General features: G+C 56.0%; 12 protein-coding genes and 1 pseudogene. 10 read left to right on the forward strand and 3 right to left on the reverse strand.

The genetic code is table 11. The features are described from left to right. Positions 1 to 26 precede the first annotated feature (26 nt). Positions 27 to 1,481 (forward strand): DEAD/DEAH box helicase, encoded by a 1,455-nt coding sequence (locus AC07O2_RS19205; protein ID WP_495077345.1) that lies wholly within the window; start codon positions 27 to 29, stop codon positions 1,479 to 1,481. Positions 1,482 to 1,491: 10 nt separating this feature from the next. On the opposite strand, the gene AC07O2_RS19210 is transcribed toward AC07O2_RS19205, so the two are convergent. Then, positions 1,492 to 2,337: a symmetrical bis(5'-nucleosyl)-tetraphosphatase gene (locus tag AC07O2_RS19210; protein WP_495077346.1), complete on the reverse strand. Its 846-nt coding sequence runs from the start codon at positions 2,335 to 2,337 to the stop codon at positions 1,492 to 1,494. Positions 2,338 to 2,843: 506 nt separating this feature from the next. Between AC07O2_RS19210 and AC07O2_RS19215 the strand changes: the two genes are divergently transcribed. The 7 genes from AC07O2_RS19215 to AC07O2_RS19245 all read left to right on the forward strand — a co-directional run bounded on the left by AC07O2_RS19215 (position 2,844) and on the right by AC07O2_RS19245 (position 8,137). Further along, a complete protein-coding gene (locus tag AC07O2_RS19215; protein ID WP_495077347.1) occupies positions 2,844 to 3,269 on the forward strand; it encodes a hypothetical protein in 426 nt (141 codons plus the stop codon). A 24-nt stretch (positions 3,270 to 3,293) separates the two neighbouring features. Further along, entirely contained in the window at positions 3,294 to 3,638 is a 345-nt protein-coding gene (locus AC07O2_RS19220) for a hypothetical protein (RefSeq protein WP_495077348.1), read from the forward strand. A gap of 9 nt (positions 3,639 to 3,647) precedes the next feature. Further along, positions 3,648 to 4,259 (forward strand): recombinase family protein, encoded by a 612-nt coding sequence (locus AC07O2_RS19225; protein WP_495077349.1) that lies wholly within the window; start codon positions 3,648 to 3,650, stop codon positions 4,257 to 4,259. A 284-nt stretch (positions 4,260 to 4,543) separates the two neighbouring features. Then, complete coding sequence (locus AC07O2_RS19230) at positions 4,544 to 5,164, forward strand: hypothetical protein (protein WP_495077350.1); 621 nt, start codon at positions 4,544 to 4,546, stop codon at positions 5,162 to 5,164. After that, complete coding sequence (locus tag AC07O2_RS19235) at positions 5,161 to 5,919, forward strand: hypothetical protein (RefSeq protein ID WP_495077351.1); 759 nt, start codon at positions 5,161 to 5,163, stop codon at positions 5,917 to 5,919. Before AC07O2_RS19230 ends, AC07O2_RS19235 begins: the two co-directional genes overlap by 4 nt. Beyond that, the gene (locus AC07O2_RS19240) at positions 5,916 to 6,386 is read left to right on the forward strand and encodes a hypothetical protein (RefSeq protein WP_495077352.1); all 471 of its coding nucleotides are present in this window, start codon (positions 5,916 to 5,918) and stop codon (positions 6,384 to 6,386) included. The genes AC07O2_RS19235 and AC07O2_RS19240 overlap by 4 nt, the downstream gene beginning before the upstream one ends. 446 nt (positions 6,387 to 6,832) lie before the next feature. Then, positions 6,833 to 8,137: a hemolysin family protein gene (locus AC07O2_RS19245; protein ID WP_495077353.1), complete on the forward strand. Its 1,305-nt coding sequence runs from the start codon at positions 6,833 to 6,835 to the stop codon at positions 8,135 to 8,137. Positions 8,138 to 8,258: 121 nt separating this feature from the next. Here the strand turns inward: AC07O2_RS19245 and AC07O2_RS19250 are convergent. Both AC07O2_RS19250 and purM read right to left on the reverse strand, forming a co-directional pair. After that, positions 8,259 to 9,374 (reverse strand): annotated as a pseudogene (locus tag AC07O2_RS19250) (PilT/PilU family type 4a pilus ATPase); the annotation flags it as partial. 122 nt (positions 9,375 to 9,496) lie between these two features. Further along, positions 9,497 to 10,537, reverse strand: coding sequence for a phosphoribosylformylglycinamidine cyclo-ligase (purM, locus tag AC07O2_RS19255; RefSeq protein WP_495077354.1), 1,041 nt, complete (start codon positions 10,535 to 10,537; stop codon positions 9,497 to 9,499). A 177-nt stretch (positions 10,538 to 10,714) separates the two neighbouring features. Here purM and AC07O2_RS19260 point away from each other — a divergent pair, with 177 nt between their 5' ends. Next, positions 10,715 to 11,785 carry an AI-2E family transporter gene (locus AC07O2_RS19260; RefSeq protein ID WP_495077355.1) on the forward strand — a complete coding sequence of 357 codons (1,071 nt, stop codon included), beginning with the start codon at positions 10,715 to 10,717 and terminating at the stop codon, positions 11,783 to 11,785. 2 nt (positions 11,786 to 11,787) lie between these two features. Next, entirely contained in the window at positions 11,788 to 12,459 is a 672-nt protein-coding gene (gene hda, locus AC07O2_RS19265; RefSeq protein ID WP_495077356.1) for a DnaA regulatory inactivator Hda, read from the forward strand. The last annotated feature ends 11 nt before the right edge of the window (positions 12,460 to 12,470 follow it).

Consider the following 12,470-nt stretch of genomic DNA (forward strand, 5'->3'; position numbering starts at 1 on the left):
TGAATAGCTACTTACCTCTGGATTTGATGAGCGATACCCCCCTGGATTCTTTCTCGCAACTGCAGCTTGCAGAACCCTTGTCGCGTGCCGTGGCCGACATGGGCTATACCTCGATGACGCCGATTCAGGCGCAAGCCATTCCCGTGGTTTTGCAGGGGCGCGATGTAATGGGAGCAGCCCAAACCGGAACCGGTAAAACGGCGGCGTTTTCGTTGCCCTTGCTGCAGCGCATGCTGAAGCATGAAAACCCGTCTACTTCGCCAGCACGCCATCCTGTGCGGGCCTTGGTTTTGCTGCCTACGCGCGAGCTGGCTGACCAGGTTGCCCAGGCCGTAAAGTCTTACGCCAAATACACGAATCTGCGTAGTGCGGTGGTGTTTGGTGGCATGGACATGAAGCCGCAGACACTGGAATTGAAAAAAGGCGTTGAAATTCTGGTTGCGACTCCTGGCCGTTTGCTCGACCATATCGAGGCCAAGAATGCGGTTCTGAACCAGGTGGAATACGTGGTGCTGGACGAAGCCGACCGTATGCTGGATATCGGCTTCCTGCCGGATCTGCAGCGTATCCTGAGCTATCTGCCCAAGCAGCGCACCACCTTGTTGTTTTCGGCAACGTTTTCTTCTGAAATTAAGCGTCTGGCCAGCAGTTATCTGCAAGACCCGGTCACTATCGAAGTGGCCCGCTCCAACGCCACAGCGTCGACTGTTGAGCAGCATTTCTACAGCATCAACGCAGACGACAAGCGCCGTGCCTTACACCAGGTGCTCAAAACCCGCGGTATGAAGCAGGCCTTTGTATTTGTGAACAGCAAGCTAGGCTGCGCCCGACTGGCCCGTTCGCTGGAAAAGGAAGGCTTGAAAACTGCTGCCTTGCATGGCGACAAGAGCCAGGACGAGCGTCTGAAAGCCTTGGACTCCTTCAAGAAGGGTGAAGTCGATTTGCTGGTATGCACCGATGTGGCTGCACGCGGCCTGGACATCAAGGATGTGCCCGCTGTGTTCAACTTCGACGTGCCTTTCAATGCCGAAGATTATGTGCACCGTATCGGCCGCACTGGTCGGGCAGGTGCTTCGGGGCTGGCGGTGAGCTTTGTGTCTGGCAGCGATGCCCGCTTGGTGGCCGACATCGAAAAGCTGGTCAAGACCAAGATTGAACTCGAAGCTATCGAGTTTGAAGAAGACATCCCCAAGATCCGCGTGCAGGGCCGCATCAACGATGGCCGCCGTGCTTGGGGTGGCGATGATCCACGAGACGTGATGGATACGCCCCGTCCGGCGCCGCGTGCTCCCCGCCAGGCGGGAGCCCCACGAGATCCATTCTTTGACCGCCCATATGAGCAAACCGCTGCTAGCGAGGCTGCACCCTCCTGGGAGGCAGCGGCTAAGCATGCGACCGTGCGGGGTATTTCGGCCAATATCAAGCCCAAGCGTAAAGTCGCCGCCTTGTTCAAGGCGATAGACAACTCTGTGTCGGCCTGAGTCTGCTTTCTTAGGTGCCAGGGCGCTGCGTCTGCTCGCAGCGTACCTGTATCAGTTGGTTGTCTGCCGCAGTGTTGCCTAGCTTCAGCGCACTCAGGCATCCTCCCCAAACGCAGCCCGTATCCAGCGACAGCACGTCGCTGCGGTCCAACCAGCCCAGCGTGGACCAATGGCCAAAAGCAACCGTAGTGCTCGCTGTGCGCCGTCCTGGCACATCGAACCAGGGCATATAGCCGGCCGGCGCCCCGCCCGCGCCTTCTTTGCTTTCAAATTCCATCTGACCGTCCGCAGAGCAAAACCGCAGCCGCGTCAGCGCATTCACGATGACGCGCAGTCGGTCCGCGCCTTGCAGGTCATCGCTCCACTGGGCGGGCGTGTTGCCGTACATCTGGCCTAAAAATGCTACCAACTCCGGGCCGCGTAAAACGGCTTCTACCTCGGATGCCAAAGCTAGGGTTTGTTCAGCGCTCCATCCAGGCAGCACGCCGGCGTGCACCATCAGGATTTCCTGCCCTTGTAGGCGCTCCAGTATTGCGAGGCGCTGGTGGCGGATCCAGTCGAGCAACGCGGGCCTGTCTGGCGCTTCAAGAATGCCCTGCAGGGTGTCCTGGCGGTGCGCGGGGCGTATGCCATGGGCTGCAGCCAGTAAATGCAGATCATGGTTGCCCAGCAGGCAGCGTGCAGCATCGCCGTAGCCCATCAGGCGCCGCAGCACCTGGGCCGAAGCGGGACCCCGGTTCACCAGATCGCCCAGCAGGTAAACGGTATCGCGGCTGGGTGAGAAATCCAGCGTGTCCAGCAAGCGTTGCAATGGGGCGTCGCAGCCCTGGATGTCGCCAATTAAATAAATTGCCACGTGTTTTGAAGCGATTTCATGGGTCGCGCATAGCCTGTGCTTTTGACGGCATCTTTCTTTGCTTCAAGAGCCGTCAGTTCTATTGCAAGGGTCAAGAAGTTCACGTCTTTCACAGTCGCAAGTATATGGGTGTGGACTGTATCCTGTTAACCCAGCACCCCATGCCGATCCACTCCAACAAGGTCCAGTTGGTCGGGCTCCATCTGCGCATCCGCCGCATGGGCAATATGGCCTTGGCCGTCGTCTACGAGTGGGACAGCTACTGAAAAAAGCTGTTTCACTGGTTGACGTTGTGGCTCGGTATCGGTGATTGGCTGCAAGTGCCGTTATTCCTGTTTTGCTGCTGGTCAGGGTTTGCCCTGTCGTTGCTCTGTGCGAGTTTCGTTTCCGGTGTCATTAAAAAGAATGACGTCTGCAAATAAGACTTGTTCATGATGCCTGTTTGCGAGGTTTGCCGCTTTGCTTATGGCTAGTATCTGTAGCGAAATGTTAACCAAGGCGGCTCTATGCTCAGATTTTTTGGGGTGGTTTTGCTCTGTCTGAGTAGCCAGTCGTTCGCGGCGACGATTTACCTCTGCGAGGGTTATAGCGGCGGCAAATTTTGGTCCTCGGTGCACTGTCGGGAAAAGCAGGCGTTGATCGATCGCATGGAGACTGTGCCGGACGGCCTGCCATTTGATCAACAGGTCAACATGGCAAGCCAGCAAAGAGATAAGGCGCAGCAGTTGTACCAAGCCCCGCAGCAACAGCCCAGCGTGCAGCAGCAAAGCCAGTCGTCATCTACCGACAACAAGGCTACTTGCGCGGACTTGAACGGGCGTATCGCCAATTTGGATTCCATGGCAAGGCAGCCGCAAACCGGCCAGACCCAAGATTGGATTACAGCTGAGCGTAGGCGGTTACGGGATATTCAGTTTCGGTTGCGGTGTTAGCGAGTTTTGCTTGGGAGCTTAGTGATGGGAATTGAGGACAGAGACTATTACCGGGAGGACTACGCAAAGAAGCATGGGATGCGGTATGACGCAAAGCTCGTGCGTTACTTTCCTAAGTTGTTTAGACGCGATAGGTTTCGTTCATCGATCCCGGATTCTGGCCCGCCTGATCTACCGGGTGCTAATTGGCATTGGGCAACGAAGGTGTTGTTTTGGTTGGCTTTGGTTGCAGTGCTTTTTGTTGTTTTTCGTGTTGTTGAGCGTAAGCAAATTGAAGCGAAGCGACAAAAGGTTGATGAGGCCAATACGCAGATTCAGAGGGCGCGGCAGGCTCAGCCTGAGAAGCCTACGGTAGATTTTTTCAAGTAGGGGAGTGTGATGCTTGTTGGATATGCGCGTGTGTCTACGAATGAGCAGGAAACAAATTTGCAGATTGATGCCCTGGCGCGTGCTGGTGTTCAGAAAATCTATTCTGAGAAAACCAGTTCCGTGGGCGCTAGGCCGCAGCTGCACCTTGCCATGGAGGAAATGCAAAAAGGTGATGTGCTGGTGGTCTACAAGATGGACCGGGTATCCCGCAGTATGAAAGATTTGCTGAGCATCGTTGACCGTTTAAACGCTCTTGGCTTGGGTCTGCGTAGCGTGACAGAGCCGGTCGATACGACGTCGTCTTTCGGTCAACTGAGCATGCACATGCTCGGTGCTTTCGCCCAGTTTGAGCGCTCTGTGATCCGTGAGCGTGCAATAGCGGGGCAGGTAGCCGCTAGACACCGGGGTGTTACTTGGGGTGGAAGTCCTCGGGCCATCAGCCAGGAAGATGCGCTAGAACTTGTGGCGTTGAAAGATACCGGCTTGTTCGGCCCCAAGCTCCTAGCTGAAATATTCGGTGTGTCGGTGTCTACCGTTTGGTACACCTACTGGACCCACCGCAAGCCGGATGCAAAAAAGCTGCGCCATCGTGGCTGTCCTGTGATTGGGCGCTATATATGACGTTGCGCCGGTGTGTCTTGATTTTTTAAGATGTAGTCGCTTTGATGTAGTCATCAATTTGGCCGTTGTGTTGTGTTGGTCTGTACTACAGCGGGCATGTGTTGCACGTATCATGTAGTTGGCTTTTCAATGGGTGGCTTTATCGAAATTTTGCTGTCTAGTTGAGTTGGTAGCCATGTTTTTCATCACCTTAGAGCAATAGTTCAGGTTCAATGCAACGTTTAAACATGGCTACTTCCGTTAACATGGAAAAGCTCTATCTACTAGCGATTTAACCTTTTTCCATGTCAACTCAAAAAAAGAAAATGCAATCCGCCAGTGCGGTGAGCAACGTGCGCAACAGTGAAGGGATTGTCGTTCCTGTGAAGGTGGTAAAGCTTTTGTCTACCGAAGGCGATGCGCCAAACACGACCCGCTTACAGTATGAAATTGATGTCACGCAAGCTCCGAGTCCTGCCCTGAAGTTTGTTTGCGATGCTGCGGAAGTGGTCTTTCGGGATGGTGAAGTTCGTTTTTATTTGACTCAGCTTAAGCTCAATTCCTCTTTGAATGCTCGTGCTTTGGTGGTTATTCACATGGCCGAAGAGAATTTCTTGATGTTTTCACGATCAGTTGTTTTGGATTCGAAGACTGTTAAAAATGTATTTGCTCCTTTAATGCCAGTCGAAGAACCAAATGAAACGCGTGCCTTTGAAGCGACGTATGTGCGAGCGCATGGAACTGCTGCAGGTGCAGTTATGGATTTCATTTATACGTCTGGACTCGCTCTGTCTAAAATGGAAGAGGGTCAGACGCACATAGCTGTTGATCCGGTAATAAGGGTTCAGATGGTTTTCCCGTTGTTTAGTTCTTTCTTGCAGTATTGCAAAGATATTACAGTTGCGCGTTTCGGGGAGGCGGTGTGAGCGTATTTGGACAAGACCCTATTTTTGAGCGGGTAGCAATAGTTCCCTCTCCTTTCGAACTGCAGTCATATGACGCTAGTCCGAAGAATCGGAGTATTGGCGCTGCAGTAAAAGGTACAAGAGATTTATTATTGCGGTTGTTGCGTCGTGGTGGATACATCGCGGTATGGGCTGCAGTTTCCACTACTTCAATTAGTTCGTTTGCTAAGACTGATTTTGTTGGTACGAGTGTTGGTACGCTTCAGTCTATCAATTTGGTTAATACGGTATCGTCGGATTATTTTCGTAGTGCTATTCGTTTGGGGCCGCAGCCTTTGCAGATGCTTCGCGAGCAAGGTCCAAATGGAATGTCGCACGCATTACCTGCCTTTGAATTATCTAGGAATTTTGAAGTATCTGGAGCTTCAATTGGCCGATATGTGGCTAATATGCAATCTTATTCTGAGGTTTTGAAGTCTGAATCTGTTGCTGTGCCCTCGCAAAAAGAAAGGGTTTTCGAAATTTCCAGTGCCCTTGAAAAAGATTTGTCATTGGAAAGTTGGAATTATCAGAGTGATGATGAGAGCGTGGTGATCGAAAGTGGGGATCCCCGAAACTCACTAACTTTTGTTCTAAATGATAAAGAAACTGTTGCGATGTATGCAGTTGTGTTGCCCGATGGAAATATAAATGTTGCTACCTCAATATTGGGTGTTAATCCAACGATAGATTCCATTGTTGAGATAGGCCGGAAATATATCGCTGCTATCGCATGAAGGTCGCTTCCTCGCAAATTGTGGGGCGCCGGTTTCAAGATACTCCTAAACATATAATGATGTGTGGTGATACTATCGCCATGCAGTTTGGGGCATTTTTTGATACGCGGCCAAGTCCCTTGTCTATTGATGTGCTTTGGAACTCTACTCCGCAACCAAAGTTGAGTGCTATCAAGGCCAAATTAATTGCTGCTAATCAAGTTTGTGTGCTTGATAATTATCCGTTGAAGGGGTGGTCAGCATTTTCAGTTCAGGAGGTGGTGTCTAAGATTTCATTCTCAATAGATTATATTGAACATAGTCAAACTTCGACTAATGATTATCATGCGCACATTGTTGTTTTGAGCTTTCTTTCGCTTGAGGCTGGGGATGTAAATATTAAGCACAAGGCTTTAATATTGGCTAAGGCTTTGGCAACTTTTGTGAATTCACCGACGGAAACGGCTCGTGTAATTTTTGCTGAATGAGTCGGTGTTGGCTTGGGTGTATTTGGGTGGTTTTATTTTTCAATAGAGAATCTATTGAATTTTCGCCTGTACATGCACTAAGTTCTTCTATGGTTGAAGATTTTTGTGCTTTGTCTTGGAATAAATGTTATTCCCATACGTTCGCATGATCGCTGTGGCTAGCTTGTATATCCTGATCAGTAAATCTAGGCGATATTTTTAAATGTGATAGAGCATTTGAATGCATCTTCAGGTTTAGGGCGTTGCTGCGATTGAATGTAGCTATTAAATACGAACCTTTTGTGTCGTAATTAAGCGTACCTGTTTCTATTTCGTTATTGCTTGCGGATCGGCGACGTTGGGCGCGCATGCTGACAGAGTTGCTCGTGTTAAAGCCAGATTCGTGAAAAATGCTGCAAGAGCATCGATGAAGTAAAGTGCCATCTCCTCATTCTCACATCTGATCCATGGATTTATTGCTGATCGTGCTGTTGACCTTGCTCAACGGCGTTTTTTCTATGTCTGAATTGGCCTTGGCGTCCAGCCGCAAGGCACGTCTGGCGGCGATGGCCGAGGCGGGGGACAAGGGAGCGCAGGCTGCGCTGGATTTGTTGGACAACCCCACGCAATTTCTGTCTTCGGTACAGGTCGGCATCACATCGATCGGCATGGTCAACGGTATTTTGGGTGAGGCCGCGTTCAGCGATGGCGTGTCGGCCTGGATCCAGCACTGGGGTGTGGCGGCACGAGCGGCGGATGTGTCTGCCACGGTGATTGTGGTGACGGTGATTACCTTTGTGACCATCGTGTTTGGTGAGTTGGTGCCCAAGCGCATTGGCCAGCTACATCCTGAACTGGTGGCGCGCTATGTGTCGCGGCCTATGGCGTGGGTGGCTACGGCTGCCAAGCCGTTTGTGCGTTTGCTGTCCTTCAGCACCCAGGCCGTGTTAAAGCTGTTGCGCATCGACAACGCAGCGGGCCGGTCCGTGACTGAGGAGGAAATCGTTGCCAGCCTGGAAGAGGGCGTGGATGCCGGCGTGATCGAAGAGCATGAGCATCTGATGGTGCAGAACGTGTTTCGCCTGGACGAGCGGCCGTTGACATCCCTGATGGTGCCGCGTACCGACGTGGAGTGGTTGGAAGCCACCCACAGCGTGGCGCAATGCCTGCAGATGGCCAGCAGTGGTGGCGACAAGGGGGCGCACTCCTGGTACCCGGTGTGCCGTGGTTCGTTGGACGATGTGGTGGGTGTGATCAGCGTGGCCCGTCTGCTGGAGCTGGGCGCCGACCAGGCCGGCCCGGTGGAGCCGCATGTGCTGCCTGCAGCTTTTCTACCCGAAACCCTGAGTGGCATGGAACTGCTGGAGCAGTTCCGCGCCAAGTCGGGCCGCATGGTGTTCGTGGTGGATGAATACGGTGTGGTGCAGGGCTTGATGACTCCGCGTGACCTGTTGGAAGCCATCACCGGTGAGCTGCAGCCCGGTGCGCAGGCCGATGCCTGGGCCACGCAGCGCGAAGATGGCTCCTGGCTGCTGGACGGCCTGATGCCGGTAACGGAGCTGAAGGTGCGCCTGGACATCAAGGAGCTGCCCGACGAGGCGCGGGGCCGCTACAACACCGTGGCAGGCTTGCTGATGTCAGTGTCGGGCCGGATGCTGGCGACGGCGGAGCGTATCGAGTGCGCGGGCTGGCTGTTCGAAGTTGTGGACCTGGACGGCAAGCGCATAGACAAGGTGCTGGCTATGGCTATTGAGACTGCTGATCCAGCTTAGCCTGGCGCAGGCGGGCCATTTGCTCGTCTTCCATCTGGCGGCGTTTTTGCCGCTGCTTCTCCAGCTCTTCCGCGCGCAACGCTTCGATTTCTTCTTCGGTCAGTGGTTTGTCGAAGGTCAGCTCCATGCCTGCGGCGGTAGCGGGTTCGCCGCGCACGCTCTTCAGCTTCAGGTTCAGCCTTAGCTCGTTGGCTGAGTCGGCATTGCGGATAGCTTCTTCGTAGGAGATATCGCCTGCGTTGTACAGCTCGAACAGGGCCCAGTCGAAGGTGCGCATGCCCAGCTCGCGCGACTTGTCCATGATGCTTTTCAGGTCACCAAACGCGCCCTTGAAAATACGGTCGGCCACGATGGGCGTGTTCAACAGTACCTCTACCGCAGCGCGGCGGCCCTTGCCGTCCTCCATGCGCACCAGGCGTTGCGACACGATGGCGCGCATATTCGCCGACAAATCCATCAGCAGTTGGTTGCGCCGTTCTTCGGGGAAGAAGTTGATGATGCGGTCCAGCGCCTGGTTGGCATTGTTGGCGTGCAGCGTGGCCAGGCAAAGGTGGCCGGTTTCGGCAAATGCAATCGCGTGCTCCATGGTCTGCGGGTCGCGGATTTCGCCGATCAGGATGACGTCAGGGGCCTGGCGTAGCGTGTTCTTCAGTGCGTGGTGCCAGGAATGCGTGTCCACGCCCACCTCGCGGTGGCTGACCAGCGACATTTTGGAGGTGTGCACGTACTCCACCGGGTCTTCCACGGTGATGATGTGGCCGCCGGTACTGGCATTGCGGTGGTCGATCATGGCCGCCAGCGAGGTGGACTTGCCCGAGCCCGTGCCACCCACCACCAGCACCAGCCCGCGCTTGTGCATGATGACTTCCTTCAGCACCTCGGGCAGGACCAGGCTGGCAAAGCTGGGGATTTCGGCCGCAATGGTGCGTATCACCATGCTGACGTTTTGCTGCTGCACGAAGACGTTGACGCGGAAGCGCGCCACGCCGGGCAGAGCCATGGCGAAGTTGCACTCCATTTCCTTGGCGAACTCTTCGCGCTGGCGCTCGTTCATCATGGCGTGGGCCAGCATGCGGGTGACGTCGCCGGCCAGCTTTTGGGCCGACAAGGCCTTCATCTGGCCATGGGCCTTCATGCTCGGTGCGAAGTCGCAGGCGATGAATAGGTCTGAGCCACCCGCCTGGTGCATGGCAGTCAGCAGCTTGTGCATATAGCTGCGGGCTTGGTCTTCGGTCAAAGCTGACATGGCGGGTCTCGGTTGGAAGTGGGTGCTATCTTTTAAATAGCTGCTAGCGCATGTAATGTCTGCGCTAGAGGCCTATTTTTTATAAATTCAAAAATAAGCCCGCATTCCGAGTGTCAGGCAACTACAACGGGGGCGCTGTCGCCGCGCGGTGCAATTTTGCCGATTTCAAACACCGCTTCACCCAGGCTGCGCAGGGTGGCTGCGGTGGCTGCGGCGTTTGCCGCGTCCACCACCACTACCATGCCGATGCCGTTGTTAAAGGTGCGGTTCATCTCAAAGTCGTCAATGCCGGCTGTCTTTTGCAGCCAGGCGAACAGCTCGGTTTGGGGCCAGCTGCCCTTCACCAGGTGGGCGGCCGTGCCTTCGGGTAGTACGCGGGGGATATTTTCCAGCAGGCCGCCACCGGTGATGTGGGCTAGGGCCTTGATCGGGTGCGCAGCCAGCGCGGCCAGCACGTTTTTCACATACAGGCGGGTGGGTTCCATCAGGGCTTGCTTGAAGGGCTTGCCGTCCAGCGTGGCGGGTGCGGTGTCGCCGGCGCGCTCGATGCACTTGCGCACCAGGCTGAAGCCATTGGAATGCACGCCGCTGCTGGCCAGGCCCAGTACCACGTCGCCGGGGGCGACTTCCTTGCCGGTCAGGATCTTCGACTTTTCGACGGCGCCGACAGCGAAGCCGGCCAGATCGTATTCGCCCGCCGGGTACATGCCGGGCATTTCAGCGGTTTCACCGCCAATCAGCGCGCAGCCAGACAGCTCGCAACCCTTGGCGATGCCGCCGACCACGGCTGCAGCGGTATCCACATCCAGCTTGCCGCACGCAAAGTAGTCCAGGAAGAAAAGCGGCTCGGCGCCTTGCACCAGCACGTCGTTGACGCTCATGGCCACCAGGTCGATGCCCACGGTGTCGTGCATATTCCACTCGAACGCCAGGCGCAGCTTGGTGCCCACGCCGTCGGTGCCGCTGACCAGCACCGGCTCTTTGTAGCGCTTGGGTACTTCAAACAACGCGCCAAAGCCGCCAATCCCTGCCAGCACGCCTTCGCGCATGGTCTTTTTGGCCAGAGGCTTGATGCGCTCGACCAGGGCGTCGCCGGCGTCGATATCGACCCCTGCGTCCTTGTACGAGAGGGGAGAAGTGTGGGAAGTGGTCATGGTCGGAGCGTTTAGAAGAGGGCGAAAGATGCGGGCATTACTGCCCAGATAAGCGGGCCGACGGGATTTAGCCGTGTAGCCCTATAGAATTTGGGCAGATTTTAAGGGCTTGCGTGTGCATGTCCGCACAGCCGGCTTCCTGCGCCGCCCTCCTTTTCGACCCCAACCCACCTCCTGATGCAATTTACCCCCACCCAAATGCGCGGTTTCACCTGGATTTCCATTGTGCTGGGCATGGTGCTGGCCCTGTGGCTGCTGGGGCCGGTGTTGACGCCGTTCGCGGTGGCGGCGGTGTTGGCCTATGTGCTCACGCCGCTGGTGGATTCGTTGGACAGCCTGTGCCGGGGGCGAGTCCCGCGTTGGCTGGCGGTGACCGTCGTTGAGCTGGGTTTCGTGCTGGCATTTTTGATGCTGGCGCTGCTGATCGTGCCGATTGTGGTCAAAGAGGCGCCTCTGATGCGCGAGCAGTTGCCGGGCCTGCTGGACGGCCTGGTGCGCTGGCTGCAGCCCTTGTTAGCCCAGCTGGGACTGAAGATATCGCTGGACCCGGCCAGCATCAAGGCCTTTGCCTTCAAGTACCTGAATGCCAATGTTGAGGAGGCGCTGGGCTCCCTGCTGTCTTCGCTCAAGCTAGGCGGCAGCGTGGCGCTGTCGGTCGTGGGGAATCTGCTGCTGATTCCTGCAGCCTTGTTTTACCTGCTGATGGATTGGGACCGTTTTGTGGCCCTGGTGGTGCAGTTCGTGCCTACCCGCCTGCGCGCGGGCTTTGACCGTTTTGTGGAAGAGGCCGACCAGGTGCTGGGCCAGTATCTGCGTGGTCAGTTGCTGGTGATGCTGATCATGGCGGTTTTCTACGCGGTAGGCCTGAGCCTGTTCGGTCTGGACCTGGGCGTGCCCATCGGCATCTTCACCGGCCTGGCCATGTTCGTACCTTACCTGGGGTTTGGTGTGGGCCTGGTGCTAGCCAGCCTGGCAGGGATATTGCAGTTTGCCTCCATCAAGGCGGTGGTCATGGTGGCTGTCGTATTTGGCTCTGGCCAGGTGCTGGAAAGCCTGTTCCTGACCCCTCGTCTGGTCGGTGAGCGCATAGGTCTGCATCCGCTGGCGGTGATTTTTGCCTTGCTAGCGTTTGGCGAGGTGTTCGGTTTTGTCGGCGTGCTGGTGGCCTTGCCTGTCAGTGCGGTGATGTTGGTGGGCATACGCCGTTTGCGCGTGCGCTACCTGGCCAGCCCGTTTTACCGGGGATGAGCATGCAGCAACTGGTATTGGATATCGGCTTGGCTACCAGCCCGACGCTGGGCAATTTCTTTGCCGGTCAGAACCAGGCTGCGCTGCAGCATGTGCAGCAGGCCGTGGTGGACACCGGCCGTCCTTTGCAAACCTATCTGTGGGGTGAGCCCGCCACCGGCAAAACCTATTTGCTGCGCGCGGTGCGCGAGGCCTACCGCATGCAGGCCGCCCAGGTGGGCTGGCTGGACCCCAGCGTCTACGAACCGCCCGAGTTTGACGATAGTTGGGCGGCTGTGCTGCTGGATGATGTGCATCTGTACAACCCCGCTCAGCAGCATATGGCCTTCAAGTGGTTTGTGAATGCGCAGACCTGTAACTGCTGGGTGCTGGGCGCGGGCGATGTGCCACCGGCCGACCTGGCGCTGCGGGAAGACCTGCGTACCCGCCTGGGCGGCGGCCACGTGTTTGCGCTACAGGTGCTGAGTGAAGACGAGCGCCGCGCCGTGCTGCGCCGCGAGGCACAGGCTCGCGGCCTGGTGCTCAGCGACGAGGTGGTGGACTTCATGCTGCGCCGCTTCAGCCGCGACCTGGGCAGCTTGATGCAGTTGCTGGAGCACTTGGACCGTTACGCGCTGCAGACCCAGCGCGCCATCACCATTCCTTTGGTCAAATCCATGCTGGAGACAATTTGAAAGAGCAACCT

The sequence above is a fragment of the Rhodoferax sp. GW821-FHT10B06 genome (assembly GCF_059415605.1).